The organism is Pseudomonas sp. B16120, from assembly GCF_044218845.1.
Classification (GTDB): domain Bacteria; phylum Pseudomonadota; class Gammaproteobacteria; order Pseudomonadales; family Pseudomonadaceae; genus Aquipseudomonas; species Aquipseudomonas paracarnis.
This window is the reverse complement of the sequence record NZ_CP162588.1, coordinates 3,207,409-3,234,140: the sequence shown is the minus strand read 5'-3', so window position 1 is coordinate 3,234,140 and position 26,732 is coordinate 3,207,409. Positions and strand designations below refer to the sequence as shown.

33 protein-coding genes are annotated in these 26,732 nt (G+C 58.4%); 31 read left to right on the top strand and 2 right to left on the bottom strand.

Features of this window, described 5'->3' with window-relative positions:
• Positions 1-155: 155 nt before the first annotated feature.
• The 24 genes from AB4P90_RS15070 to AB4P90_RS14955 all read left to right on the top strand — a co-directional run bounded on the left by AB4P90_RS15070 (position 156) and on the right by AB4P90_RS14955 (position 17,649).
• Positions 156-527: a chemotaxis protein gene (locus AB4P90_RS15070; protein ID WP_125970272.1), complete on the top strand. Its 372-nt coding sequence runs from the start codon at positions 156-158 to the stop codon at positions 525-527.
• A complete protein-coding gene (locus tag AB4P90_RS15065) occupies positions 527-844 on the top strand; it encodes a hypothetical protein (protein WP_201914986.1) in 318 nt (105 codons plus the stop codon). The genes AB4P90_RS15070 and AB4P90_RS15065 overlap by 1 nt, the downstream gene beginning before the upstream one ends.
• A gap of 53 nt (positions 845-897) precedes the next feature.
• Positions 898-1,146, top strand: a complete 249-nt coding sequence (locus AB4P90_RS15060) for a hypothetical protein (protein ID WP_197865169.1) — start codon at positions 898-900, stop codon at positions 1,144-1,146.
• A 38-nt stretch (positions 1,147-1,184) separates the two neighbouring features.
• The gene (locus tag AB4P90_RS15055; RefSeq protein ID WP_197865170.1) at positions 1,185-1,385 is read left to right on the top strand and encodes a hypothetical protein; all 201 of its coding nucleotides are present in this window, start codon (positions 1,185-1,187) and stop codon (positions 1,383-1,385) included.
• A gap of 46 nt (positions 1,386-1,431) precedes the next feature.
• On the top strand, positions 1,432-2,031 hold the full coding sequence (locus tag AB4P90_RS15050) for a hypothetical protein (RefSeq protein WP_197865171.1): 600 nt from the start codon (positions 1,432-1,434) through the stop codon (positions 2,029-2,031).
• A gap of 1 nt (position 2,032) precedes the next feature.
• Positions 2,033-3,523 (top strand): terminase, encoded by a 1,491-nt coding sequence (locus AB4P90_RS15045; protein ID WP_197865172.1) that lies wholly within the window; start codon positions 2,033-2,035, stop codon positions 3,521-3,523.
• Positions 3,523-4,983 carry a DUF4055 domain-containing protein gene (locus AB4P90_RS15040; RefSeq protein ID WP_201914988.1) on the top strand — a complete coding sequence of 487 codons (1,461 nt, stop codon included), beginning with the start codon at positions 3,523-3,525 and terminating at the stop codon, positions 4,981-4,983. Before AB4P90_RS15045 ends, AB4P90_RS15040 begins: the two co-directional genes overlap by 1 nt.
• Positions 4,901-6,013: a minor capsid protein gene (locus tag AB4P90_RS15035; RefSeq protein ID WP_395605080.1), complete on the top strand. Its 1,113-nt coding sequence runs from the start codon at positions 4,901-4,903 to the stop codon at positions 6,011-6,013. Before AB4P90_RS15040 ends, AB4P90_RS15035 begins: the two co-directional genes overlap by 83 nt.
• Positions 6,014-6,021: 8 nt before the next feature.
• A complete protein-coding gene (locus AB4P90_RS15030) occupies positions 6,022-6,507 on the top strand; it encodes a DnaT-like ssDNA-binding protein (RefSeq protein ID WP_201914991.1) in 486 nt (161 codons plus the stop codon).
• Between the two features lie 53 nt (positions 6,508-6,560).
• Positions 6,561-7,304 carry a hypothetical protein gene (locus AB4P90_RS15025; RefSeq protein WP_197865175.1) on the top strand — a complete coding sequence of 248 codons (744 nt, stop codon included), beginning with the start codon at positions 6,561-6,563 and terminating at the stop codon, positions 7,302-7,304.
• A gap of 88 nt (positions 7,305-7,392) precedes the next feature.
• The gene (locus AB4P90_RS15020; RefSeq protein WP_201914993.1) at positions 7,393-8,130 is read left to right on the top strand and encodes a hypothetical protein; all 738 of its coding nucleotides are present in this window, start codon (positions 7,393-7,395) and stop codon (positions 8,128-8,130) included.
• A gap of 3 nt (positions 8,131-8,133) precedes the next feature.
• A complete protein-coding gene (locus AB4P90_RS15015) occupies positions 8,134-9,111 on the top strand; it encodes a major capsid protein (RefSeq protein WP_197865177.1) in 978 nt (325 codons plus the stop codon).
• A gap of 54 nt (positions 9,112-9,165) precedes the next feature.
• Positions 9,166-9,471 carry a HeH/LEM domain-containing protein gene (locus AB4P90_RS15010; RefSeq protein ID WP_197865178.1) on the top strand — a complete coding sequence of 102 codons (306 nt, stop codon included), beginning with the start codon at positions 9,166-9,168 and terminating at the stop codon, positions 9,469-9,471.
• A 10-nt stretch (positions 9,472-9,481) separates the two neighbouring features.
• On the top strand, positions 9,482-9,859 hold the full coding sequence (locus AB4P90_RS15005; protein WP_197865179.1) for a hypothetical protein: 378 nt from the start codon (positions 9,482-9,484) through the stop codon (positions 9,857-9,859).
• 2 nt (positions 9,860-9,861) lie between these two features.
• The gene (locus AB4P90_RS15000) at positions 9,862-10,254 is read left to right on the top strand and encodes a hypothetical protein (protein WP_201914995.1); all 393 of its coding nucleotides are present in this window, start codon (positions 9,862-9,864) and stop codon (positions 10,252-10,254) included.
• A gap of 1 nt (position 10,255) precedes the next feature.
• Positions 10,256-10,840 (top strand): hypothetical protein, encoded by a 585-nt coding sequence (locus AB4P90_RS14995; protein ID WP_197865180.1) that lies wholly within the window; start codon positions 10,256-10,258, stop codon positions 10,838-10,840.
• On the top strand, positions 10,837-11,265 hold the full coding sequence (locus AB4P90_RS14990; protein ID WP_058410420.1) for a phage tail terminator-like protein: 429 nt from the start codon (positions 10,837-10,839) through the stop codon (positions 11,263-11,265). The genes AB4P90_RS14995 and AB4P90_RS14990 overlap by 4 nt, the downstream gene beginning before the upstream one ends.
• 39 nt (positions 11,266-11,304) lie before the next feature.
• On the top strand, positions 11,305-11,964 hold the full coding sequence (locus tag AB4P90_RS14985; RefSeq protein ID WP_034135914.1) for a phage tail protein: 660 nt from the start codon (positions 11,305-11,307) through the stop codon (positions 11,962-11,964).
• A 9-nt stretch (positions 11,965-11,973) separates the two neighbouring features.
• Positions 11,974-12,354 carry a phage tail assembly chaperone gene (locus AB4P90_RS14980; RefSeq protein WP_058410421.1) on the top strand — a complete coding sequence of 127 codons (381 nt, stop codon included), beginning with the start codon at positions 11,974-11,976 and terminating at the stop codon, positions 12,352-12,354.
• 17 nt (positions 12,355-12,371) lie between these two features.
• Complete coding sequence (locus tag AB4P90_RS14975) at positions 12,372-12,677, top strand: DUF1799 domain-containing protein (protein ID WP_058410422.1); 306 nt, start codon at positions 12,372-12,374, stop codon at positions 12,675-12,677.
• 27 nt (positions 12,678-12,704) lie between these two features.
• Complete coding sequence (locus tag AB4P90_RS14970) at positions 12,705-15,746, top strand: phage tail tape measure protein (RefSeq protein ID WP_395605079.1); 3,042 nt, start codon at positions 12,705-12,707, stop codon at positions 15,744-15,746.
• Complete coding sequence (locus AB4P90_RS14965; protein ID WP_032880705.1) at positions 15,746-16,084, top strand: phage tail protein; 339 nt, start codon at positions 15,746-15,748, stop codon at positions 16,082-16,084. The genes AB4P90_RS14970 and AB4P90_RS14965 overlap by 1 nt, the downstream gene beginning before the upstream one ends.
• 9 nt (positions 16,085-16,093) lie before the next feature.
• Entirely contained in the window at positions 16,094-16,846 is a 753-nt protein-coding gene (locus AB4P90_RS14960; RefSeq protein WP_201914997.1) for a phage minor tail protein L, read from the top strand.
• 2 nt (positions 16,847-16,848) lie between these two features.
• Positions 16,849-17,649, top strand: coding sequence for a C40 family peptidase (locus AB4P90_RS14955; RefSeq protein ID WP_197865183.1), 801 nt, complete (start codon positions 16,849-16,851; stop codon positions 17,647-17,649).
• Here AB4P90_RS14955 and AB4P90_RS14950 read toward each other — a convergent pair.
• Positions 17,636-18,022, bottom strand: coding sequence for an Imm41 family immunity protein (locus AB4P90_RS14950; protein WP_034135907.1), 387 nt, complete (start codon positions 18,020-18,022; stop codon positions 17,636-17,638). The genes AB4P90_RS14955 and AB4P90_RS14950 overlap by 14 nt on opposite strands.
• 71 nt (positions 18,023-18,093) lie before the next feature.
• On the opposite strand from AB4P90_RS14950, the gene AB4P90_RS14945 reads away from it, so the two are divergent.
• From AB4P90_RS14945 to AB4P90_RS14935, 3 genes are all read left to right on the top strand, one after another.
• Complete coding sequence (locus AB4P90_RS14945) at positions 18,094-18,348, top strand: hypothetical protein (RefSeq protein ID WP_034135906.1); 255 nt, start codon at positions 18,094-18,096, stop codon at positions 18,346-18,348.
• A gap of 516 nt (positions 18,349-18,864) precedes the next feature.
• The gene (locus AB4P90_RS14940) at positions 18,865-19,194 is read left to right on the top strand and encodes a DHCW motif cupin fold protein (RefSeq protein ID WP_019816788.1); all 330 of its coding nucleotides are present in this window, start codon (positions 18,865-18,867) and stop codon (positions 19,192-19,194) included.
• A gap of 193 nt (positions 19,195-19,387) precedes the next feature.
• Positions 19,388-19,726, top strand: a complete 339-nt coding sequence (locus AB4P90_RS14935) for a hypothetical protein (protein ID WP_069868570.1) — start codon at positions 19,388-19,390, stop codon at positions 19,724-19,726.
• Between the two features lie 75 nt (positions 19,727-19,801).
• Here AB4P90_RS14935 and AB4P90_RS14930 read toward each other — a convergent pair whose 3' ends face one another.
• The gene (locus tag AB4P90_RS14930) at positions 19,802-20,764 is read right to left on the bottom strand and encodes an IS30-like element ISPpu17 family transposase (RefSeq protein ID WP_004577240.1); all 963 of its coding nucleotides are present in this window, start codon (positions 20,762-20,764) and stop codon (positions 19,802-19,804) included.
• 134 nt (positions 20,765-20,898) lie between these two features.
• Between AB4P90_RS14930 and AB4P90_RS14925 the strand changes: the two genes are divergently transcribed.
• Genes AB4P90_RS14925 through AB4P90_RS14910 form a run of 4 tightly spaced genes read left to right on the top strand, consistent with a single transcriptional unit; the run spans position 20,899 to position 26,348 of the window.
• On the top strand, positions 20,899-21,234 hold the full coding sequence (locus AB4P90_RS14925; RefSeq protein WP_069868568.1) for a hypothetical protein: 336 nt from the start codon (positions 20,899-20,901) through the stop codon (positions 21,232-21,234).
• Positions 21,231-21,683, top strand: a complete 453-nt coding sequence (locus tag AB4P90_RS14920; RefSeq protein ID WP_069868566.1) for a hypothetical protein — start codon at positions 21,231-21,233, stop codon at positions 21,681-21,683. The genes AB4P90_RS14925 and AB4P90_RS14920 overlap by 4 nt, the downstream gene beginning before the upstream one ends.
• A 55-nt stretch (positions 21,684-21,738) precedes the next feature.
• On the top strand, positions 21,739-22,332 hold the full coding sequence (locus AB4P90_RS14915) for a tail assembly protein (protein WP_201914998.1): 594 nt from the start codon (positions 21,739-21,741) through the stop codon (positions 22,330-22,332).
• A 59-nt stretch (positions 22,333-22,391) separates the two neighbouring features.
• The gene (locus AB4P90_RS14910; protein ID WP_201915000.1) at positions 22,392-26,348 is read left to right on the top strand and encodes a phage tail protein; all 3,957 of its coding nucleotides are present in this window, start codon (positions 22,392-22,394) and stop codon (positions 26,346-26,348) included.
• Positions 26,349-26,732 lie beyond the last annotated feature (384 nt).

The window sequence follows — 26,732 nt, the reverse complement described above, 5'->3', positions numbered from 1 at the left end:
CAATATCGCGCGGCTTAGGTCGCGCAACTATTCAAGGCCTCGCCATCGTGCGGGGTTTTTCCGTTTTCGGCCCCGCCACACCCTTCGCTCTGAGCAGGGAGTGCCGCCGGGGCTGACTTTTCACTGGCCAAGGCCATTTTCTTCATGGAGTGACGATGGATCCTACTGACCTCGGCCCAGGCACAGCTACCTGGCTGGGCGGTAGTGCCACCGTAGTGCTAGGCGGTCTGCTTTGGTTGCGCAAGTTCCTGTCAAAGGATGCGACTGACCGGGCTATGGATAGCGCGGACATCGGCACACTTCGCCGACTGAACGAGCTGCTGAACCAGGAGCGCGCCGCCCGCAAAGAAGCCGAGGCCCGCGCTGATCAGTTCGCGAAAGAGCGGAATGACCTGGCCGCCGCCGTTGGGCGCATGGAGGGCAAGATCGAGGCGCTGACCAGTCAGGTCGCTCAACTCACTGACCGCGTGACACAGCAGAGCGACGAGATCACTCGATTGCGCACCAAGCTGGGAGGAATCGCCTGATGGACAGATGCGCATTGGAGTTTATCGCACGTCGCTGGTGGCGGCGGGCCGAGGTCTGGGCCATTGCCGTCGTGCTCGTGGGTGGTGGTGCTGTCTTGGGCTACCAGGCTGCCTACTGGTCTCTTGCTGAGAAGCAAAGCAACCAGGTGCAGGACATACGAAAGGCATACGACACGGCCATGACAGAGCGTGATCGACTACTGGAAGAGCTGACACGCAAAACCGGCACCGCCGCCGAGAAGGCGTCAAAGGCTGCGACTACTGCTGCCCAGGCCGCCGATAAGGCTGACGAGGCCCTAAATCGGGCTGCTCAGTAATCCGCGTCACGTTTTCGAATGCGCCAAATCGTGGCGCGAGATAGGGGTAGGGCATGACCGTCAAGGTTCTGGAGTTCAAGCGTGAAGACTGGCGTGATGCCGCCAAGACCTTGCGCAAGATTGCCGACGACCTCGACGCGGGCGAGCACCCCGAGTGCACCGTAGGCGCCTTGACCCTGATCGGTGCGAAGGGAGAGGTGACCGTGTTCGGTCTCGGTCCCAAGTGCGATGACCTGCAATGCCTGGGCGCTATGCGCCTGGGTGAGCAGAAGCTGATTGATGTGTTGCTTGACGGCGCTTGATATCATTAACCCTTCATCCATAGGAAGGGAAAGAAACAATGGCTGTTTCTGTTGTAAAACTGCAAGGCGCTGACGTGCCTGAGAAGTATAAAGGTCAACATGAAGCTGTGTGGGCTGTTTTGGTCAATGGCGAACTTCTTGAGTACTGCGTTAGCGAGGTTGAGGCGAATGCTCTCCAAGTGAAGCTTGAGCGTTTGGAAGAAGATCGGAAGCCAAGGTTCGACGGTCCATCAATGTGATTTGAGCCCCGCTATATGCGGGGCTTTTTGTATCTGGAGCTTTCAAATGACAACCAAGCAACCCGACTGGGAGGCAATCGAACGTGCCTACCGGGCCGGTTCGCTTTCCATCAGGACTATCGCAGAGCGCCAAGGCGTGAGCGACACCGCAATCAGGAAGAAAGCCAAGGTCCAAGGATGGGCGAGAGACCTTTCTGACCAGGTGCGCAAAGAGGTTCGCAGCAAGCTGGTTCGCGGAGAGGTTCGCAACGACCAAGGCGCGAACTGCGAACTTGACGCTGAGATCATCGAGGAGGCCGCAGAAGAAGGGGCTCGGGTGGTTCGCAGCCACCGTCGAGACATTCGCAAGGCCACGAACCTTGCGAACCTGCTGATGGATGACTTGCTCAATACCATCCAGCGCCGCGAAGAGATCGAAAACGCGATCATCGACGCGACTGACGAGGACAATAACGGGATGCGCCGGGCCTCGATGCTCGCTGCTGTCGCGCTACCCAGCAATTCAAAAACCCTGTTCCAGCTTTCCTCTGCAATGAAGAACCTGCAAGTTCTGGAGCGTCAGGCATTCAGCCTGGACGAGAAGGAGAAGACGGACGACGCCGACGAGATCTCGAAGATGATGGATGAATTAACACAGGACGCCTGACATGAAGCCCGAGCACATGAAGCTGCTTCGGGATCGGTTCTGGCGACTGAATAACCTCTACTTCATCACCGACAAGCAGGGAAAGAAGGTTCGCTTCCGCATGACGCAGGAGCAGATCGATTACTTCCAGGGGATGCATACCCGGAACATCATCCTGAAGGCGCGTCAGCTTGGCTTCACGACGCTGGTGTGTATCGTCCAGTTGGATGCGGCGCTGTTCGAGGCTGCGAAGTGCGCCTTGATCGCCCACACCCTGAATGACGCCAAACGCCTGTTCCGGGAGAAAGTGAAGTACGCGTATGACAACCTGCCCAAAGAGATCCGCGCCGCCAACCCTGCGAGCAACGATGCTGCGGGAGAGCTGGTGTTCAGCAAGGGCGGCTCGCTCTACGTCAGTACCTCGTTTCGGGGTGGCACGCTGCGTTACCTGCACGTTTCCGAGTTCGGGAAGATCTGCGCCAAGTTCCCACACAAGGCCCGCGAAATTGTCACTGGCGCCTTCGAAGCCGTGGCTACTGACTGTTTCGTCACCATCGAGTCGACGGCAGAAGGCCGGGCCGGGTATTTCTTTGACTACAGTCAGTCGGCAGAGCGCCAGCAACTGGCCGGTGTTCCGCTGGGTCTGCTCGACTGGAAGTTCTTTTTCTTCAGTTGGTGGAACAACAAGGCCTACAGCCTTGACTCGACCGACGTGGTGCTGCCCCAGCGCCTGACCGACTACTTCAACGAGTTGCACGCCAAGCACGGGATCGTCACCAACGAGGGACAGCGCGCCTGGTATGCGGCCAAGGAGAAGACGCTCGGCGACGACATGAAGCGGGAATACCCGTCATTGCCGGCGGAGGCCTTCCAGCAGTCGATCGAGGGCGCTTATTACGCCAAGCAGTTCACCAAGCTTTACGCAGCTCAACGCATTGGCGCGCTACCCCACAACAGCCACCTTCCAGTTCACACGATATGGGATATCGGCATCGGCGACTCCACGGCCATCTGGTTCGTCCGGATCGTCGGCGAGGAATACCACGTCATCGACTTCTACGAGAACAGTGGAGAAGGCCTGCGGCACTACATGAAGGTGCTCAAGGATCGCAAATACACGTATGGCGATCACTGGGGCCCGCACGACATCGACAACCGCGAATTCGGCAGCGATGGCAAGACCCGCCGTGAACTGGCCCGTGAGGGCTACGAGATCGACGGGCAAAAATACAGCCTCAAGTTTAGCGTTGTTCCGAAGCTCGGCATCGACGAAGGCATTGAGCAGGTGCGGGAGATCCTTCCGGCCTGTGCTTTCGATGAGTCCAAGTGCGACCTGGGTATTTCCTGCCTGGAGAACTACCGAAAGGAGTGGGACGACAAGCGGGGCTGCTGGAAAGACAAACCACTTCACGATTGGTCATCGCACGGCGCGGACGCCTTCCGGTACTTCGCCGTCTCGATGGGCCGACGCAAACGCACAGGCGGAACACGCCGAATTGGAGGCTTGGCCTGATGCCAGTGCAATCGACAAACCCAGACTACGACGCGCATATCGCCGAGTGGGAGATGATGGACGACGCGCTCGAGGGTGAGTGCGCCGTAAAGCGCAACGAGCGCAACCTGCCCAAGCCGAGCGGTATGGTTGAGGCCGAGAAGATCGACGCCGCGGGTAACAAGTACCTCTACGAGAACTACACCAACTGCGCTCAGTACGAGCATTGGGTGCGCGACTCGTTGCGCTCGATGATGGGCTTGGTGTCCCGCCTAATTCCGGAGATCGAGCTGCCCAGCGGGCTGAAAGGGTTGGAGGACAACGCCACGGCGGACGGCTTCGGCTTGAAGCAGTTGTTCTTCCGCATGGTGCGCCAGGCTATCTCGCACGGCCGGGTGCCGATGGTGGTGAACATCGATGACCGTGGCGAGCCGTATTTCTCGACCTATGCGACGCGCAACGCGATCAACTGGGATACAGCTGATCAAGGCGGCCGGCAGGACCTGGTCCTTTCGGTGTTCCGCGAGTTCCGCAAGAAAGGCGGGGATCGCTACAGCCATGACTGCGACACGGTGTTCCGTGAGTTCTTCATGCTCGACCAGGTTTGCTACACCGCCGTGCGGAATGAAGGCGGTGAGCTGGTCGAGGACGAAAAGCCGCTGGGCACAACAGGAACTGACAACCGTCTGGTTAAAGGCCTGCCGTACTTGCCGGTGATCTACTGCGGCTCGACCGACAACTCGCCAGACGTCGACGAGGTGCCGCTGCTGACCATGGCCCGGGCCGCGCTGAAGTCCTACCAGTTGAGCGCTGACTACTTCACCTCACTGCACCAGACCAGCCACCCGCAGCCGTGGGTCTCTGGTTTGGATGAGGCGGTGGAATTGAGCGTCACCGGGCCATCGGCGGCTTGGGATCTTGGGCCTAGCGGGTCCTGTGGCTATCTGGAGTTCCAAGGCGCTGGCATCGAAGCTGTCCGCAAGGCCATGGACGACCAGAAGAACGCCGCGCTTGAGGCTGGCGCCAAGGTCATGGACGTTGGTGGAACCGAGTCGGGTGAGGCGCGAAAAACACGCCAAAACGACCAGCATGCCACGCTGCACAGCATCGTCATCACGGTGGCGGAGGCAGTGGAGCAGGGCTTGCGGTACGCCGCTGAGTGGAAGGGATACGACCCCAAGCAGGTCAAATTCAAGGTTAACCCTGAATTCGTGACTCCCGTGGTCGATGCCCAAGTGCTCGCCGAGCTGCTTAAGGGCGTAATGGCCGGCACGATCAGCGCCGACACCTACTGGCAGTACCTCACCACCGGCAAGCTGCCGGAGCGCCCATACGAAGACGAGGCCGAACTGATCAGCGATGAGCGCGAGTCGGCCGGCATCAACTTGGACAAAGACGATGCCATCGACAAACCTGGTGCAGGCCGACAGCCAACTGCTGGAGCAGACGACACGCCACTCGGTAATGCTGGAGCGGCTTAAGGCCGGCGAGGTCAAGAAGTTCGAGAAGTACCTGCGTCAGATCGACACGCTTGTTCGGGAGCAGTTGTCCCGCAAGGAGCTGACTACTTACAGCCGGGACCGCCTTGAACAGTTTCTGGCCCGGGTGGACGGCAAGCTGCTGGAGATCTACAAGGCCTACGGTGACCTGGTGCAGGCCGATCTGGTAGATATCGCGCTTTATGAGTCGACCTTCGAGGCGAAAAGCCTGAGCAATGCGCTCTCAATCGACGCGGTGGTGCCGAGCAATACGGTGATCCGCGCGGCGGTGTTCTCCTATCCTCTGCAGGTAAAGGGCATCGACGGCGGCAAGCTGCTCAAGAGCTTCGTCAGTGGCTGGACACGCGCCGAGACGATGCGCGTCACGAACACTATCCGGCTCGGCTTCGGCCAGGGCCAGACCAACGCACAGATCATCCAGGCGGTTCGCGGTACCGCGGCGCAGAATTTCACTGACGGTATCCTGGCGGTGAGTAACCGCAACGCGGCATCTGTGGTGCAGACCGCAATCCAGCACGTGGCCACCACGGCGCGGATGGAGACGCTGAAGGCAAACAGTGACGTGGTGTTGGGTTATCGCTGGGTGTCGACGCTAGACCGCAAGACCTCGCAGCAATGCAAAGGCCTGGACGGCATGCGCTTCGACTTGGGCAAGGGACCGCTGCCGCCGGCGCACATCAACTGCCGGTCAACCACTGTGCCCACCACCAGGCTTTCAGAGTTGTTTGCCAAGGACGCCACGCGCGCCTCGGTGGGCGATAATGGTGGGGCCCAGGTCGACGCAGGACTGAACTATTACGAGTGGCTGGCAACGCAACCGGCGAGCTTCCAGGATCATGCCCTCGGGCCGGTCCGGGGCAAGTTGTTCCGCGACGGTGGGTTGACGCCGGAGAAGTTCGCCAAGCTGCAGTTCGACAAGTCCTTCAAGCCGCTCACCCTGGCGCAGTTGAAGGAAGCCGAACCTGACATGTTCACCCGAGCAGGCGTTACACTCGGCGTTCAACCAGGTTGAGATAGCACATGCAGATCATCGTCGAGGATGGGAAGGGTAGGCCGGACGCCAATAGCTTCGTGCCGCTGGAGAAGCTGACCTTCTACCGCGACTACTACGGGTTCCTGATACCTGAAGCCGAGGCTGACCAGGTCGAACTGCTGCTGCGTGCTGCGGCCGACATCAACGGTCGTCAGTGGAAAGGGCGCAAGGCCAGGCCTGAACAGGCAATGGCCTGGCCTCGGCGTGACTGCAAGATCGAACACCAAACGCTTTCCGAGACATTCGTGCCCTTTGAGCTTGAGTGGGGTCAGGTACGGCTGGCGGTCGAACTTTACGCCGCTGAGCAAGGCTTCCAGATCGAAGAGCCGACTCACTGCACCGAGTCGAACGGGCCGCGCACGCGCCTCAACCGCGATTCGCCTGGGCTGCGCATGCGGCCACCGCCATACGCGCTGAGCAGGACGCAGTTCGCCGATTACTTAGTGATGCGAGGTTTTTACGTCGTTCGATAGCTGTAATGCGTGGAGGCACTACGCTATCATTCAAGCTATCACAAGGAGGATTTATGAGTGAGCGCTTGATTACTAGTTTTGCGATGGTCCTGATTTCTTTCACGCTGGGCATGGTTGTAGGTGTAGTCAACGTTGACTGGCTTGCCAATCATGTCTCCGTTACTGGAACGATTGGGGAATGGTTCGTGGGCTTAGCAACGTTTTCTGCAGTAGCTTTTGCTCTATGGCAATCGTACGAGAATAGACATAAAGAACGAATGAAAGCTCGGGTTCTTGATAATAAAGCGGTTGAGGACTGGTCCCTTAGAGTTGTTTCGGAGGGGTTGATTCCTGTTACTGTTGTTGGTGTGGATTTGATTATTGGCAATGGGTCTTATAAGTCGAAGCTTGAAAAAAATAAAAACCTGAAACTGAGTTTTCCTCATAAGCTTGAACGTGGAGAGGTTCTTCAACTCATCTCAATGGAGAAGCAAGGGTTGTCAGCCTTCGCTGATTGGCTCCTATCACCCTTCGTAAGTGAGCTTAGCTCGAAAAGCATCCATCAAGGGCGAGTTAACGCTCAAATAAATGATGATTATTTTGATGCTTTGGATTTGCTATCTAAGTCGCAGTTGAAAGTTGTAATACACTATGCTCATGAAAGCTTTGTTCATGTAGTAAATAGTGATCTTCTGAATAAACTTGTTTCGGATATGAGTGATCGGCATAAGGCGGATCAGCTTGAAAAGCTGCGATACCGACAAGCGGAAGATCGCGAACTTTTTAAAATGTTTGCGCCGGATTTACTTCCGAAATAGTAAAAGGTAAGCGAGTTTCAGAGCCCAGCGAACGCTGGGTTTTTTTATGCCTGCAAAGCGGGCCGACCAAACCCAAAGGGTGCACCAAGTGGCAGACAAAAACCAGATTGATCTTGAAGACCCGACAGTTCAGAACGCCATTGCTGCAGCCGTTGAGGCTGCAACCCTGGGCCTCAAGAACAAAAACACCGAGCTGCTTGGCTCGCTCCGGACCACCAAAACCGAGCTGGACGGCTTCAAAACCCAATTCGAAGGCCTGGACATCGCAGCCGTGAAGGGGCTGCTGACCAAGGTTGGGCAGGATGAAGAGACCAAGCTGATTGCCGAGGGCAAGCTGGACGAGGTCATCACCCGCCGTACCGAGCGCCTTCGCACCGACTACGACACCAAGCTGGCTGCTGAGAGGACCCGCGCCGACAAGGCCGAGGCCTTTGCTGCCAAGTACAGCGACAAGGTGCTGGCCGACTCCATCCGCGCTGCTGCCATCAAGGCCGGCGCGCTCCCCGAGGCTGCCGAGGACATCATCCTGCGCGCCCGGGGCACTTTCAAACTCAGTGAAGACGGCGAAGCGATTGCCACCGACCGTGACGGCGAGGTCGTTTACGGGAAGGACGGGAAAACCCCGCTGTCGCCGCTCGAATGGGCGGAATCTCTGCGTGAAACAGCAACACACCTGTGGCCAAGGGCTCAGGGTGCCGGGCAGACCGGCGACAACGGTGGCAAGGCCACGAAAAAGTGGGGCGAGTACACGGAAACCGAGCGCGCTGCGATCGCCCGTGACAACCCCGAGCTCTTCAAGAAAATCCAGGCCACCAAAGGAACCTAATCCATGGCAACTACCCAACTGACCGACATCTTCGTCGGCGACTACTACGCTTCCCTGGCACCGGTTAACAGCCCGGAAAAGACCGCTGTGTACGAGTCGGGCATTGTGACCCGCTCGCCTGTGCTGGATGCCATCGCCTCCGGCAGCCAGGGCACCGCCGAGATCAGCTACTGGCAGGATCTCAACGCTGATGAAGCGCCGAACATCAGCAACGATGACCCGAACGACCAAGGTGAAGTCGGCAAGGTCACCCAGGACAGCATGCGTGCCCGCGTCCTGTACCTCAACAAAGGCTACGGCGTCACTGACCTAACTGCCGAACTCGCTAACACCGAGCCTCAGCAGCAGATTCGTAACCGCTTCGGCACCTACTGGACCCGCCAGTGGCAGCGTTACACCCTGGGCGCGGCTCGCGGCATCATCGCATCGAACATCGCGAACAATGGCGGTGACATGGTCATCGACGCGGGCGCGACCATCAGTGCGAACGCCTTCCAGGATGCGGCGTTCACCGCTGGCGACGCAGCCGACCAGTTCGGCGCGATCGGCGTGCACTCGGTGGTGATGAACCAGATGGTCAAGCAGGACCTCATCGAGTACCTGCGTGACTCCGACGGCAAGATCATCCTGGCCACCTACCTCGGCAAGCCAGTGTTCATGGACGACGCTTTGGTGTATGGCGCGGGCAAGTACCTGTCCGTGTTCTTCGGCCAGGGCGCTTTCGGTTATGGCGAAGGCTCGCCGAAGGTTCCGGTAGAGCTCGAGCGTAAGCCGGGCGGCGGCAACGGCGGTGGTGCCGAGGTGCTGTGGGAGCGGAAGACCTACATCCTCCAGCCTGCCGGCTTCAGCTGGAAGGGTTCCGAGGCTCAGAACCTCAGCCCGACCGCCACTCAATACGCCACTGCTGCGAACTGGCAGCGCGTGTTCAGCCGCAAGCAGGTTCCGTTCGCCGCTGTGATCAGCGGTACCACCACGCCGTAATTCGGCCCACACAGCCTGGCGCCCGTATGGCGCCGGGATGCTTTGAGGTGACTTATGAAAGTGATCTACACGGACAAGCCGGGCAAAGAGCGCGGCGTGTGCTACCGCCTGCTGAGCGAGTTTTTCGGCGTCATCGGCTCCGCAACCGAGGTGGTCGTTGATGGCGATGCACCGGATATCTTCGATGCTTACCAGGCCGCCGGCATCAAAGTTTCCGACGGCAAGGAGCAGGAAGCCCCGGAAACCGACCCTCTGAAAATGAAGGTGCCGGAGCTGAAAGAGTGGCTCACCAGTAAAGACATCGCCTTCGAATCCACCGCACTGAAAGAAGACCTCCAGGCCTTGGTGCCGAAGGAGTAAGGACACGCACATGACCGACTTCATCACCGTTGCCGATGTTGACGCTTCGCTGGGTCCTGGCTGGGCCGGCACCGGTGATCCGGTCCTTGCTGTGACCATGGCCAACGCCTGGCTCACGGCCAAGATCAAGCGGGTTGTTCCTGATCCGGTTCCGACCGAGATCAAAACAGCCGGCGCCCAGGTCGCCAAAGAGGCGGCAGCGGGCAAGGTGTACACGGCAACGCAGAAGGAAGTGCAGAGCAAGACGGTTTCGGCGCAGTCCGGCACCTCTGTGAGCAAGACCTACGTGGCCGGATCTACTGATCAGTCGGCGGGTGTGAACTTCGCCCTAGCGCTGCTGGAGCCTTGGATCAAGCGCTCCGGCGTGATGATGCTCAAAAGGATCTGATCATGGGTATGCGTGAAGAGATCCAGGCTGAAATGGCTGAGGCGTTCGATGACCCCGAGGGCTTGGCCGACGCGGTAAAGCCAGTGGAGGGCGTACGCAAGGTTGCGGGCGAGTATGACCCTGACCTGGGCGGCGAAACGCCGGAAACCACAGTTACCTATGCTGGGCGCGGCGTTCTGGGCAGCTATCTCTCCAAGGAAATCGACGGCTCCCTCATCCAAACCACCGACAAAAAGCTGCTGGTGCTGCAGAACGAACTGTTCGTGTCTGAGGCCGGTGTGACGACAGCGGTACCGGCTTCTCCGGCCATTGGCGATATCGTCAACGGCCTGCGGGTGATGAACGTGTCCGCGGACCCTGCTGATGCGACGTGGACAGTGCAACTGAGGAAATGACATGGCGACCCAGTCAGGCAGCTTCGCCCTGAGCCTGGCCGAGTTCGCCGCTCAGACAAGTGAGGCCATCGACGCCAGTGTGCGCGAGATCATCATCGAGGTCGGCAGCAGCCTGATTCGCATGTCTCCCGTGGGTAACCCGGAGATCTGGGCGCAGAACGCCGTGGCGACCCAGTACAACAAGGCCGTTGACGATCACAACAGCGCGTTGCGCAGCGACCCGGCCAACCTCACGAAGGGCGGCAGGCTCAAGAAGGGCCGCAAGCTCAACGACGGCATGGACATAAAGGCGCCTGGAGGCTATGTCGGTGGTCGTTTCCGTGCGAACTGGCACATCTCGCTCGGCGTGGTCGAGAACGTCACCTTTGACGAGGTAGACCCGAGCGGCGCCGAAACCATCGCGGCTCTGGTTGCTGCAATGAGCGACTTCACCGCCGGCCAGATGGCCTACATCATCAACAACTTGCCCTACGCGATCCCGCTGGAGTTCGGCCATTCGACCCAGGCCCCCGGCGGTATGGTCCGGGTAACCGTGGCTCGCTTCCAGCAGATCGTGCTGGAAGCCATCAGGAACAACCAGGTATGAGTCACGCACGCGCCCGTCAGGCCATCGAAACTAAGCTGGCCGCATGGGCGGCTGCGCGCCCGATACGAGTGGCCTATCCGAACCAACCGTTTACACCGAATTCATCTGAAACCTATCTGCGGGCTTACCAACTGCCGGCCAGCACCACATGCCGCTATCTCGGCGGGGAGGCGTACGAGTACTCAGGTGTTTACCAGATCAGCATCGTCTGCCCCTCTGCACAGGCTATGGCAACCGCCGAGACACTCATTGACGAACTGACCCGTCTGTTTCGCGTCGACACGCCACTGACCCGCAACGGGTTCGAGGGATTGATCACGGAGCCGGTAGATCAGGGGCCAACTATCACCGAGTCGGCGACCTACACGGTCCCGGCCAGCTTCACCTATCTGGGTGTCGCAGACCAACTGCCCGCTGGGGCATAACCTACCGCCGTCAGGCGGGCACTCAAGAGGAAATAAACCATGGCCGCACGCTTCCCGCTGCCGAACGGTGCTGTGCTGGAGATCGCCAGCGTTTTGGGATCCGCCGTCGCTTTCACCGCCCTGACCAATGCAAAGCCACCTGTCGCCGCCTCTGTAGGGCACAGCATTGAAAACGGCGACGTCCTGCTGATCAATTCTGGCTGGGCACTCATCAATGACCGCGCTGTAAAAGCTTCCGGCATTACTGCCGACGCTTTTGCTTTGGCTGGTCTCAATACCACCAATGTCGACAAGTACACCGTGGGCGCAGGCGCTGGCTCGGTGATCCCGGTGTCCGGCTGGACGCAAATCTCGAAGGTCACATCGTTCACATCCTCCGGCGGCGAGCAGCAGTATCAAACTGTCGGCTACCTGGAAGATGACGACGACAAGCAGTTCCCAACCAACCGTAACCCCACCACCATCACCATCGTGGTGGAGGACCAGCCAACGGCCCAGTATGTCGAAACCGTCGAAGGATATGACGATACTAAGGAACTGGCGGTGGTCCGCATGAAGCTGCGCAACGGCGATCAGATCCTCTATCCGGGCTATGTGAGTATCACTCCTGACCCGACCATGGAGCGCAACAACGTCATGACGCGGACCATCAGCATTGGGCTTTCGGCCCGCTCGCTTCGCTACCTGGCCGGGGCATAAGGAGTTCTCATGGCAAAGATCAGAATCGCCCAGAACCCTACATTTAAGGCACTTGTGCTGATTCCAATTGTTGGCGAGGAGCCCGAGAAAATCGAGTTCACCTTCAAATATCGGGATCGCCCAGGGCTTGCCGCGCTGTTCGACGATTGGAGCGCAAAGGGAAAGGAGATGCGCGAGACCTTCGGCGAAGCGACCACCTTGTCCGATGTCGTCGCGGCCGAGACCGAGCTTCAGGTGCAGCAGATCAAGGATCTAGTTGTTGGTTGGGGTTTCGATGACAAGTTCGACGACAAAAGCATCAACGCCCTTGTTAAGTCCTGTTACGGCACCGCCGAAGCGGTTGTTAACGCTTATCAGGGCGCGTTCAGTCAGGCTCGCCTGGGAAACTGAAGGCGGCAGCCAGCGCGATGTACGCAAGCGGCCAATCTGCTGAGCAGTTGGCTGCTCTCGGGCTGACGGCTGCCGACCTCGATGAGGAAGAGGTCGAAGTCTGGCCCTGCAACTGGCCGTCCTTCCTCTTGTTCAACCGCATGTCCACCCAGTGGCGAGCAGGCGCCAGGGGTGTTATCGGTCTCGACTACAGCAGCATCCGCGACGTAGCCGGGTTCCTCGGCATCAAGAAAAAGAAACTCGCTGAAATCTTCCCTGACCTTCAAGTCCTGGAAGGCGAAGCCCTGCGCGTCATGGCGGAGGAGCGAGAAAACAGCCCGTGATTACGGGCAATTATTCAGGGTGAGTCGGTGAATATTTCTGAACTCGGCATAAAAATCGACTCGGCCGATGCAATCCAGGCCAAAACGAGCCTAGATGAAATGGCGAAGGCCGGCGGCCGGGCCGAGCAGTCCGCCGTTTCGCTGATGAACGAAATGCAGGCCCTGGAGAAGTCGCTATCCACCAGCGCCAAAACCACACAGGACCTGGCGAAGCAACGTGATGCTCTCGCGAAGCTGACAAAGACCGGCGCCTATGGCGAGGCCGAAGCGGCGAAGATATCGGCTCAGCTCGATAAGCAGCAGATCGCCCTGGCCAAGTCAGCCATGGATGAGCAGAAGGCGTTGAACAGCCTGCTGGGGGCGATTGACCCGGCTCGCGCGGCGCTGGCAAAGCTGGACACACAGGTCGAACAGCTCGGCAAGCACCTCGACGAGGGCCGGATCAGCCAGGACCAGTACAACAGCGCCCTGGGCAAGATCGACAAGGACTACGCCAAGCTCGAAAAAACCACCACTGGTTTCGATAAGCTTCGCCTCGGTACCCGCCAGGCTCAGGAAAACGTTGTTCAGCTTGGTAACGCGCTATCGTCGGGCGACTGGGGCAGCGGCGTGCGTGCCGTTGCTCAATTGGGCGCCGGTGCTGGTGCCGGTGCGGCTGGGTTGCTTGCCATACTTGCGCCGCTGGCCCTGGCCACTGCCGCAGTGGGCGGCTTGGCCTACGCCTATCACAAGGGTAGCGAAGAGCAGGACAGTTACAACAAGTCGCTCATTCTCACGGGCAACTACGCTGGCGTCAGCGCCGGCCAACTGGGCGACATGGCGCGGCAGGTCAGCGCAACCGTGGGCACCACCGGCCAAGCAGCCGCAGTGCTGGCGATGCTGGCCGACAACGGCAAGATCGCAGGCGAGAGTTTCACCGGGATCACCCAAGCCGCCGTGTCGATGCAGGAAGCTACTGGCAAGGCGGTGAGCGAGACGGTTTCCGAGTTCTCCAAGCTGGCCGAAGACCCAGTGAAAGCATCCGCTGCACTCAATGAGCAGTATCACTACCTGACTGCTTCGGTTTACTCCCAGATTGCAGCACTGGAGCAACAAGGAAACCATGCCGGCGCCGTAAAGCTCGCCACCGAGTCCTATGCCGACGCGATTAACGAGCGCACTCCGAAGATTTTGGAGAATCTGAGCTTCTGGGAGAAAGGGTACAACGCAGTTGCACGGGCCGCCGACAGCCTCAAGAACATCGGCCGCCCGGACATCGGCGCCGATATCGAACAGGCCCGCCGAGACCTGGCAAGTGCGCAGTCCGGCGACGTAGGTCTGTTCCAAAACAAGCAAGAGATGATTGATCTCTATCAAAACCGCTTGAATATGCTTGAGGACCAGAAGGCGGCACAGGCTGAAATTGCAAAGCTGGAAGGCGATCAGGCAAATGCCCAACAAGCCGCCATCACCTCTATGCAAAAGGTTGACGTTCTCACCAAGTCCTCGTGGACGAATGAGCAGAAACGCGCCGATGCACTCAAGGACTATAAAAAACAACTCGACGATATCCGCAAGGTAGCGCCGAATGATCCGCGCCTGGCCCAGGCGACGGTCGACAAGAACATCGCCAACATCAGCGACAAGTTCAAGGATCCTAAAGCCGCCGGCACACAGGTTGATCTGACCAGCTTCAACAACGCCAAGAACAACCTGGCAGCTATCGCGACTGACTACAAAAACTATCAGAAGGAACTGGACGCAGCGCAGAAGGCCGGGCTTGTGTCGGATGCTGACTATCTGGTTCGACGCCAAGCGCTAATCGGTAACGAACGCGACCAAGTGACGGCGGCTTACGAGTCCGAAATTGCGGCACTGGAAGCCGCCAAGGGCAAGAAGACAACCTCGGCTGCGCAAAGCATCCAGCTGGACCAGAAGATCGCTGACGCACGCGCAGGGATGGTCAAGGCGCAGAAGGACGCTGATAGCCAGCTTGAAGTGCTGGCTACCAACGAGACGGGGCGACTCGCCAAGCAGGAGCGGGCGATCAGTTCGTACGTGCAGGCGCTGGGGCAGCAACAGCGGGCCTTGGAGCTTGCCGGGCAGCGTGCCGTATTTGGCGTCGGCCAGGGTGACCGACAGAATGCACTGAGTGGGCAGTTGAACAGCCAGCAAGACAGGTTTGCTCAACAGTCGCTGGAACTGGAAAACCAGCGATCCGACCCGTCGCGGAACATGTCGGAGGAAGAGTTCAAACGGAAGTCGCAGGCGCTCGCCGACGCGAACAAGGCCGCCACTGACCAGATCCGGCAGAACTACGCGGATGTGGAGGCAGCCCAAGGCGACTGGACGAAGGGTGCTACCTCGGCCTGGGCCAACTACCTGGATTCCGCACAAAACATCGCAGGGCAGACCAAAAGCCTGTTCGGCAATGCGTTCAGCTCTATGGAGGACTCAATCGTCAACTTCGCTATGACTGGGAAGCTCTCGTTTGCAGACTTCACCAAGTCAATTCTGGCGGACATGGCGCGCATTGCTACTCGGCAAGCAGCCTCTGGGCTTCTCGGCTCACTTGTAGGGCTCGGTATATCTGCCGCTGGCTCGTACTTCGGCGGCGGGGCTACCACGTCAGCAGGCTCGACAGCGGCAGGGTACAGCCCTGATGTATTGGCGGGCTGGTCTGGCGTGACCCAGGCCAATGGCGGCGCCTGGTCGGGCGGCGTACAGATGTTCGCTGATGGCGGAGCTTTCACTAACTCCATCGTCAGCAAGCCCACCGCTTTCGGTATGGCCAACGGCAAGACCGGTGTCATGGGTGAGGCCGGGGAAGAGGCGATCATGCCGCTGACCCGGACGTCGAGCGGCAAGCTGGGCGTTATGGCGATGGGCGGCGGTGGATCTGGGGGCACGCAGATCAACGTCGAGGTGCACATCGATGGCGACGGCAACGCCTCGTCGAGTGCAGACGCACCTGGCTACGACTTGTTCGGCAAGAAACTGGCGACCTTTGTAGAGCAGAAGTATCAAGAGCTGCGCTCGAAGGACATGCGCCAGGGCGGCGTCATCAACAAAGCAATCAAGGGGCGCTGATGGCTATCGAACGATTCACCTGGGCGACGGAGAAGGGCGCGGAGGGCGATATTGCCCAGCGCGTCCGCTCCAAGAAGTTTGGCGATGGTTATGAGCAATCGGTCGAAGATGGCCTGAACAATCAGTCGGAATCCTGGCCGGTGACGTTTACCGGTATGGCAGTGCGAATCCTGGAGATCAGGAAGTTCCTCGACAAACACAAAGGGGCAAAGGCGTTTCTCTGGACGCCACCCCTTGGCGTGCTTGGACTCTACAAGTGCAACGGCTACAAGCCAGTGCACCGCGGCGGCCAGGTCTACGCCATCACCGCCACCTTCGAACAAACCTTTCATCCCTGAGACCTACCCATGGCACTGATCACGGACATCCAGAAGCTGGAGCCCGGCGGCGAAATTCGCCTGTTCGAAATTGACGGGACCGAGTACGGAGCCGATTACCTCCGCTTTCACGGTCACGCTATCCCACATACGCCGGAGGAACTGCTGGCGTATGAAGGCTCGGAAGCGGATCTGCCGGCCAAGTCGATTTGGTGGCAGGGTGCCGAGTACGCGGCCTGGCCGGTGCAGATAGAAGGCATAAGCTCCAGCAGCGACGGCACGGCCGCTCGACCGACATTCGCCGCCGGCAATATCAATGGCCGAGTGACTGCCCTGTGCCTGGCGTTTGAGGACATGCTGAAGTTCAAGCTGACGGTGCGCGAGACGCTGGCGCAGTACCTGGATGCAGCGAATTTCCCCGAGGGCAACCCAACTGCTGACCCGACTCAGGAGGCGCTGGAGATCTGGTACATCGACCAGAAAACCAGCGAAGACGGCGAGGTAGTAGTCTGGGAGCTTTCGTCGCCGGGCGAGATCGACAACCATGGCCTGCCTGGCCGGCAGATGACCACGTTCTGCCACTGGGCCATGACCAATGGTTACCGGGGGGCCGATTGCGGGTACACCGGTGCGGCCATGTTCGACGACGAGGACAATCCCACGGACGATCCAGCGCTGGACCAGTGCAAGGGCTGCTTGTCGTCCTGCAAGTTGCGCTTCGGCGAGAACAACGAACTGTCCTTTGGTGGATTTCCCGCCGTTTCCCTGATAGCCCGGAGCTGACCATGCGCAAGCACATCGTTGCGGCGATCCAGTTGCACGCTGCCGCCGAGTACCCGAGAGAGTGCTGCGGTTTGTTGCTTGCCATGGGCCGCGCGCAGAAGTACTTCTCCTGCAAGAACATCGCCACAGAGCCGAACGAAGAGTTCCGCCTGGATCCCGAGGACTACGCCGCTGCGGAAGACCTGGGCGAGGTAATCGGCATCGTTCACTCCCACCCGGACGCCACCAGCAGGCCGTCGCCGCACGACCTGGCGATGTGCGAAGCCACGGCGTTGCCCTGGCACATCCTGTCATGGCCCGAGGGCGACCTGCGAACGATCACCCCGACGGGCAGCACGCCGCTGCTCAAGCGTCCGTTCGTGCACGGCGCATGGGACTGCTGGCAGGTCTGCGCTGACTGGTATCAGCGTGAGTGGGCCCTTGAGTTCGAAGCGTTCCAGCGCGCCGATGGTTGGTGGGAGAGTGCGGAGAACGCGAGCCTGTACGAGCAACACTACGAGGCGGCGGGGTTTGTACGCGTCGACCGCCCACGGCGCGGCGACATGATCGTTATGCAGGTTGGCCGGACAGTTCACCCGAATCATGCTGGCATTTACCTTGGCGCCGATCCGTCGCTACCAGGTGAAGAATCGGGCGCATTCGGCCCTGGCCCGTTCCTGTTGCACCACCTGTACGGCAGGCCGTCCGAGATCATCGTCTACGGTGGGCCTTGGCATGACCGGACACGTCTGATCCTCAGACACAAAGACCGGCACGAATCATTTGATATGAAGGGGGCGCTTCAGCAAGTTAATGGAGGGTGAGCAGCAGTGGGTTCTCTTCTTCAAAGATGTTTTGCTCAGGCATATTTCTTGAGAAAAAACCCTCAAATACCACCTGGAATCTCTCCCGACAGTCGTATAGCTGTGCTCTCTTGAGGTTACGTATCTTGTAGCCGTCATTCCGATCGAAGTGGCAGCCAAATGAAAGGAAACAGTGGCTGAAGATGCGAAACACCTGCCAGTAGAGCTGAGGGTCGATTTCCTCTTCCTTGGCCAATTGGTAGAGAGCCCACTCTAAGAGCCAGTATTCATCTTGTGCCCAGAGCGCGTGCTCGTGTAGCTGGCCATTGAATGAGTTTTCATCGTAGTCATCGCACCGCGGGAAGTTTCTTTGAACTACAAATCGAGGGTCCATCACGAGGTTCCTTATGTCTGCGTGGCAGACAGTTCTTTATCCACGACGATGATCTAAGCTCGGAGGGCCACATGCAAATCATACACCGCTACATGCTGACCATTCATGACCTCTTCACCTTCACCGGTGGCGGTATCTGCGGCGCTGAAGCCGAAGTCGCCATTCTTGATGGCGGTGTCGAGATGGATCGCGTGAAATTTTCCGGCAAGTGCCAGAGCAAAGGCGGCTACAGCCGCAGCTACCATGGCAAGTCAGGGCTTCAGGCTGCGCTTGTATCTGGTCCGGGTAGAATTGATTTTGGCTTGGCGCAGGCAGTCGCTATCTAGGCTCTTCGCCGCCACCCATAAACTCATCGGTTCCTAGCCTGTGCGACCCATACTTCACAGTGTGGCCATCACCTAGATGCTCAGCCTCGATCTCTGCGACATTCTTGTCGGCGTAGATGTCAACAAAGGTCCATGGATCATTACGACCCACTGCCCACCCCAGCACCCATCCAGGCATATCCGGATCTGCTGGTAGATTTTTCACGAGACTTCTGACTGACATGGCCATTCCTTGGTAATTGAAGGCGCAACGCTACTACGGCAATCGTCAGGCGAGTTACTGGCATTCCATCCATGCTGGATGCCTAGCTAGGAGATAGCATATAGCGCGTCAGCTTTCGACCCAAAGTGGTCAATGAGTTACCCGCGATAGCAGCACCGAATGGCTATCCAGTGGCAGGGTGAAGGCAGTTTCTGTCACCGCGCCTGTATTACATAAATGCGGGCCTTCTGTGTCTATCGGCACCATTGCTCGAATGATACGGTCTGAATTTATTGCATTTCAATGAGGCAACAATGGATCTCACTGCAATCCCATTTGGTACCACCGATTGGTCAACGATAGAGCCGGTGGCACATCCCGGTCAGACAGGCACAGCTTATTGGCGTACCTGCCAGTTTGGTTCAGAGCGTGTGCGGATGGTCGAATACAGCCCTGGATATCTGGCCGATCACTGGTGTTGGAGGGGGCACATCTTGTTGTGCCTGGAGGGTCAGTTGCATACAGAACTGGAAGATGGTCGTCAGTTCACACTGACGCCTGGCATGAGCTATCAGGTGGGCAATAATGCTGAGGGACATCGGTCATTCACTACGATCGGGGCGAAGTTGTTCATTGTGGATTAGGCGTGGGGGCGACCTGTCAAACGCCCCCCCAATCCGTTTGCAGCTGATGCTCCCGCAATCTGGGGTCGGAAATACTTCTGTGCGGATGACTGCTTCTGGCCGAAAGCCGCCTCAAAAATAGTCCAGCCCCGCGCTGGGCTTTTTGCATCTGCCCCTCAATGCTACAGTCCCGCCAAACCAAAGAGGGAACGACATGCGGATTTTAATAGCGGCGGTAGCGGTGGCGATGCTGGCAGGGTGCGCGAGTACGCTGGAAGAGCGCCGGGCGGATGGCCCCCAGGTAAGTTTTTCATCCACTAAGACTGTTGATGCTGTTTCGCGATGCATCCTTTTTAGCTGGCAGAACTACACTTGGTATGCCCAACCGATTAGCGTACTGATACAGCCAAATCAATACGAAGGAAATACCGTGTCGAGCGGGGAAATCTTTGCCGATGTGATCCTGAAAGGTGGCAAGACCCAGATCAATTACTACGGGATGAGAGGCGCCATTAATACAGACTTGAAAGCCTTGTCTAAAGCTTGTATCTGACCGGTCGCGCTCATCTAAACCGGCTTCAGCCAGTTTTTGCGCAGTTTTCGTGTTGCACTGACGTTGATCCTGAATTCAACACATAAGTGCAACGCTCACCCCTGTATGCACTTCGTACGGCGTCTTCCAGCCCAAGCGCTTGCGCGGGCGTAGATTGATCCTCGCTACTGTCCGATTGACGGCTTCGACGGTCAGCTTGCTGAAGTCGCTGCCCTTGGGGAAATACTGGCGGAGCAGACCGTTGGTGTTTTCATTGGTGCCACGTTGCCAGGATGAATAGGGGTCTGCAAAAAAGACCTGGCACTGGCTCCGTAGCGCGATGCGTTCATGCCCGGCAAACTCCCTTCCGTTATCCAGCGTCAGCGTGTGAGCGGCATGGCCCTGAAGCATCAGATTGATCGCCCGCGTTACCTGCCGGCGCGTTCTGCGCTTGACCGGATAGGCGCTCAGATAGCCGCTTTTGCGATCAACCAGGGTCACCAGGTTACCGCCCAGTCCATGTACCGTATCGCCCTCCCAGTCCCCCAGGCGCTCGCGGCTTTCGACCTCGGCTGGGCGTTCACTGATTGACACGCGATTACGCAGCTGCCCGCGCCGATCGTGGCTTCCATAGCGTTTCCGGTAGCGCTTTCGGCGATGTCGCAGATAGGTATAAAGCTCACCACCGGCGCGCTGTTCGGCGGCAATGAACCGATAAATCCACTCATGGCTGACCGCCCGGCTTGGCTGCTCCTGCTTCAACCGCTGGGCGATCTGCTCCGGACTCATGCCATGCTTGAGCCACACCGGGAGATGATGGCTGAGCCATGTCGCCGGCTTGCAAAACTTGCGCGCACCCGCTCGACGAGCATCACTTTCATGGGCCGCAGAAACAGCCTTGTAGATATTCTGGGTGCTGTTGCGGCGAACCTCGCGACTGATCGTCGAGGGATGCACGCCGACCCGCTTTGCAATGCTCGCCTGGCTCTCTGCGGCGCTCAAGCCAGCCTCAATCTGGTAACGTTGTCCCTGAGTCAGCTGCCGGTAATGCGTAGTCATCTGCGCTTGAATCCTTCGGTGTGAGAGCCTGGATTCTACCGGTGGCTGGCTCTCTGCCTCTCGTTTCAAGCGTTGCGCTTATTCTATGAATTCAGGGATGATAAAGTCTCGTGATATCTCAACGAGGGAGCAACATGCGGATTTTGATAGCAGGGATGACATTGGCTGTGTTGACACTGTCCAACGATGTGGCGTTAGCGGCGAAGCCCCCCGACGAGACTTTGAGCTATTGTAAAACTCTTTCTGAAATGGCCGGTTCAATCATGAAGAATCGTCAGGACGAAATGCCTATGGCCGAAATGATGAAGGTCGCCACAGGAGGAGAACCCGATCTTGATGAACTAGGGGCAGTGATCATTAAAGATGCGTACAGCACATCTGCATTCAGTACTGAAGACAACCAAAAAAACGCAGTAAACGAATTTAAAGAAAAGTGGTTTTCGTTATGCGTGAAGGTAAGAAATAAATGACAGCACTATTTTTATTACGAAAATCAAGCGTGATTGCGGTCTTTTTCTCTTTGGTGGCGATGCTGGCGGGGTGTGCCTCATCGGCGATATCGGTTAGGGATGCGAAGCCGGTCCCGTCCGATGAGCTTTACGCCTTTCAGTCAAAGCCCTCGGGTGAAAGCGGAAAAGTCACGGTTGTGCGCGACTCCGGCGCAGTTGGCTCGGGCTGCGATATCGTCGTGTATGTAGATGGACGCAAAGCGGCGAAAATAGGTACAGGTCAACGGGCTACCTTCTTCCTTCCCCCTGGCTCACCGAGCCTCGGTGCGGGTCTCGCAGGTTCTGGTCTATGTGCTGGCGCGGCCATCCGTACCATCGCAGCCACCGTGCAACCCGGAAAGGAAAGCCTCTACAGGATCAGCGGCGATATAGGCGGTTTCTACATAGGCCCTTATGTCGACTACAACTGAAAAGCGAAATTCATGAAACCGCCTCCGGGCGGTTTTTTTACGCCAGGAGAAAGCTATGCAGGCCTCAGCAATCAATTACCAGCCACTGACAACCATTCGCCTGCACGGGCAGCTCCGGCAGTTCGGGGAGTCGTTCAGGCTCGCCGTAAAGTCCCCCGCCGAAGCCATTAAGGCGCTTTGCGTACAGATCCCTGGTTTCGAGCGCTTTCTGTCGAACGCAAAATCACGCGGGCTTGAGTTCGCAGTCTTTCGCGACAAGCGCAACATCGGAGAAAAGGAGCTGACCTACAACGGTGCCGGTGACATTCGCATTGCCCCAGTGGTGGTAGGCAGCAAGCGCGGCGGCATTCTTCAAACGATTGTCGGTGCAATACTAATCGTGGTCGGGGTGATCTTCTCGGCCACGCCTTTTGGCACACCGCTCATAGGTGCGGGTATCGGGCTTGTCGCTGGCGGAGTGATCCAAATGCTCAGTCCCCAAGCTGGCGGACTCAAGACCAGCGCCGCGCCCGAGAACACACCCGGCTACGCCTTCGGCAGCGCCAAGAACACCACGGCATCGGGCAACCCGGTTCCGCTCTGCTACGGCAAGCGGCGGGTGGGTGGAGCGATCATCAGCGCAGCCATCTATGCCGAGGACCAGATGTAACGATAAGCCCGCAGCACCACATCCGCCCATGAGGCGGTTTTTATTGCCTGGAGGAAAGCATGGGCGCAGCACACAAGATCGACATCCACGGCGCCAAGGGCGGCGAAGAGAAGCCAAAAACGCCGACAGAAGCCCCAGACAGTCTGCGCTCGGTTGCTGTCGCCAAAATGCTGATCGCCGTGGGCGAGGGTGAATTCGAAGGGACGCCAACGGCCAGGGATATCTACCTCGATAACACTCCGCTGCAAGACCCCCAGGGGAACATGAATTTCCCGAACGTGAAGTGGGAGTGGCGCACCGGGGCCGTGGACCAGGCCTACATCCAGGGGATCCCATCGGTCGAGAACGAGACCACCATCAGCACTGAGTTACGCAGCGGCACCCCATGGGTTAGGGCGATCAACAACACCCAGCTTTCCGCTGTGCGCGTGCGGTTTGCCTGGCCGGCGCTTCAGTCCGTGGACGCCGGGGGCAACATCAACGGGTACCGGATTGAATACAAGGTTGAGCTGGCCACTGATGGGGGTGCCTATCAGCCGGTGCTCAGCGAGGCTGTCGATGGCAAGACCACCAGCGTTTACGAGCGTACCCGCCGTATCGATTTACCCAAAGCTACGACCGGCTGGCTGATTCGCATCACCCGCATCACACCAAACCAGAACAACAACAAAATCTCGGACACCATGCAGATTGCCGGGTTTACCGAGGTGATCGACGCGAAGATCCGCTACCCGAACACGGCGCTGCTCTACATCGAGTTTTCTGCCGAGCAGTTCCGCAGCATTCCGGCCGTAACGGTAGAGACCAAGCTAAAGAAGATGCAGGTGCCGAGCAACTACGACCCTGTGTCACGCACTTACTCCGGTGTTTGGGACGGCACTTTCAAGCAGGCCTGGACCGACAACCCTGTCTGGATGACCTATGACATCACCACCGCTGACCGCTTTGGCCTGGGCCGTCGCATCAAGCCGTGGATGGTGGATAAGTGGGAGCTGTACCGAATCTCTCAATACTGCGACCAACTGGTGCCGGACGGGAAGGGTGGCCAGGAGCCGCGCTTCATCTGCAACTTGAACCTGCAGAGCAAGGCTGACGCTTGGTCGCTGCTGCGTGACATCTCGGCGATCTACCGAGGCATGACCTACTGGGCCCAGGGCCAGGTGTTCACTCTTTCGGATATGCCGCGGGCAACGGACTTCGACTTTGCCTACACCCGGGCAAACGTCATCGACGGCAAGTTCACCTATTCCAGCGCATCGGAGCGGACCCGCTACACCCGTGCGCTGGTCAGCTACGACGATCCGCTGAACAACTACGACACCGACGTCACCGCAGTGACTGACCAGAAGCTGCAGCGGCGCTACGGCGATAACCCGCTGGAGATCAGCGCTATCGGCTGCACCCGCGAGTCGGAGGCCCAGCGCCGCGGCAAGTGGGCGCTGCTGACCAACTCCAAGGATCGGGCCGTAACGTTCAAGGTTGGCTTGGATGGCCGTATTCCGCTGCCTGGCTACGTGATCCCGATTGCTGACGAGCTGTTGGCTGGCCGCGCCATTGGCGGGCGCATCTCGGCTGTGAACGGCAAGGTCATCAAACTGGATCGCGACACCCAGGCCAAGCCGGGCGACCGTCTGATTCTCAACCTGCCCGACGGCAAGTGCGAGGGGCGCACCGTGCAGTTGGTCAGCGGGCGGCAGGTTACGGTCACCGTGGCTTACTCCGTGACACCTGAGCCGGAACTGGTGTGGGCGCTCGATGCTGACGACTTGGCAGTCCCGCTTTACCGGGTGGTCAGCGTGGCCAGGCCAGAGCCTGGCGTGTTCGAAATCTCAGCCGTTCAGTACGACCCGAGCAAGTTTGCGCACATAGATACTGGTGCACGCCTGGAAGAGCGGCCGATCAGTGTTATCCCGATCACCGTGGTACCGCCGCCGGCCAGCGTCACACTGACGTCGAGCTACGCGGTGAATCAGGGCATTGCCATCAGCACCATGAACATCTCGTGGCCGGCCGTTGCCGGCGCCGTCGCGTATGACGTTGAGTGGCGCAAGGACAGCGGCAACTGGATCAGGGTGCAGCGCACGGGATCTACCAGCGTGGACGTCACTGGCATCTACTCGGGCGCGTACATCGCCCGCGTGCGCTCCGTAAGCGCTTTCGAAATCTCGTCGATCTGGAAAAGCTCCAGCCTGACCAACCTGGAAGGCAAGACCAGCCTGCCGCCGGCGGTGTCGTTCCTTACCACCAAAAGCCTTGTATACGGCATAGGCATTCAATGGGGATTCCCAGCAGGTGCCGAGGACACCCAACGGACGGAACTCTGGTACAGCGAGTCGCCCGACTTGACGACGGTGGTCAAGCTGAGCGACTTCAGCTATCCGCAGGCCTCGCACGAAATGCACAGCCTGTTGGCGGGGGCGAGCCTGTTCTTCTGGGCGCGCCTGGTTGACCGGACTGGCAACGTTGGCCCGTTCTTCCCGGTACCTGGTGCTGTCAATGGCCAGGCCAGTTCGAAGCAGAGCGATTATGAGGAGTACTACGCCGAGAAGATCGGTAAGGGTGCCCTGTACCAGAGTCTGCGCGAAGAGATCGAGCTGATTTCGGGCGACGGCCCTGAGTCGGTGAATGCGCGCCTGAAAGAGGCCAAGGCAGAGCTGGAAGGGCTGCTCGGACAGATTACCGGTGCCGCGCCATTCGATCCGGCCAAGCCTTACCCGGCCGGCTCGTTCGTTCAGCAGGACGGCCACATTTATCAAGCCACCCAGGCGGTGCCGGCGGGTGTAACACCACCAAATGCCACGTACTGGAAGGATGTTGGGACGATCCTTGAGACCGCCAACGCGCTCTCGCAACAGATTGCCCTGGTCAATACCAAGATCGAAGAGATCGACGGGAGGATCGTGGCCACCGCTACATCGGTTGAGGCGCTGCGTTCTGCTGCTCGTGGTGACGACGGCAGCGGTGACCTGGCCGATGCGTTGAAGGGCTGGCAATCGACCGCAGACTTTGCAGTTGAGAAGCGCACGCGAGCCAGTGCAGAAGAGGCGCTTTCACAGCGGATCACGACCTTTGGTGCTCAGGTAGGTAGCGCTCAATCCCAACTGGAGATCCTGGAGCAGGTGGTGGCCACCAACAGGGAGACCGCTGCAACACAGCTCACGCAACTCAAAAGTGAACTGGGAGCGGTTGACCAGAAGGCGACCGGCAACGCCCTGGCGATCACCGGCCTGGATACAAAGGTCGCCAATCTGGATGGGGATATCACCTCTCTGGCGTCGAGCACCGAAGCTCTCCGGGCCTCGGTGCGTGGTGATGGTGGTGCGGGCGACCTGGCTGGAGCAATCAAGGCATGGGAGTCCACTGCAAGCTTTGCGCAACAAGTGCGCATCGAGGCTTCCCGCGAACTGGCGACTGCGCAACGCCTGACAACGTTGCAGGCCGGTATTGATAGTGCGAAGGGGCTTATCCAGCAGGAAGAACAAGTAAGAGCGACCGCGATAGACGTTCAGGCCAAACGGACTGATACGGTCCAGGCCAACCTGGGCAAAACCAATGCTTCGGTTCAGCAGGTGAGCGAAACAGTGGTTAACCTCGACGGCAAGGTGTCCGCACAAGTCACCTTAAAGGCCCAGACGATCGTAGATGGTCGAAAGGTCACCACGGGTCTTGCGTTCGGTTCCAATGGCGAGCAGTCAGAGTTCCTCGTTATGGCCCAGCGCTTCGCCATCGTGAACGAGGTCAGCGGCAAGGTTGATCCGATGTTTGTCATAGAAAACGGCCAAGCCATATTTAATACGGCGATTATCAGCAAGGCATTTATTGAGCAGATAATTCTCGGAATGAGTCTGCGCTCAGCTGCTGTAGACGCTTATGGCAATCCGCTGATTGAGCTGAATATGGCAACAGGCTCGTTCGCTTTGCGCGGAGCGAAGGATGGCAATACATCGGTGCTTAATAGCAGCGGTATAAAATTCACTTATGCCAATGGCGTCGACGGCATCGACTTGAGTCTTTGATATGGTCGGACTTGTAATTAGGGACAAAAGCACCGGCGCTGTCAGAATTAACATGACAACTTTCATAAGCCAGACGACAGGCTCCGTAGAGACTAACGGGCAGGACGGTCAGATCCAAATTCCAGCACCGCCAGCGGGTCGGACATTGTTCTTTACAGTGTCGCCGCTTGTGGATTTGCAAATGGATAAAGGGAAGCGGCCCGGTGTTGTTTTGAGTGGCACAACTCTATCTTGGGTCTATTCATACAACACGGCTGGTTGGGGCTTCTTCTCTGCAAATTGTCGAATCTACTATGGGTATTACTGATGTCTAATGCCAAGCTTGTCGTAAAGAAGCCTGATGGTTCGCTGCTCTATGATACTGAAAATATCAGTTATGGGTTG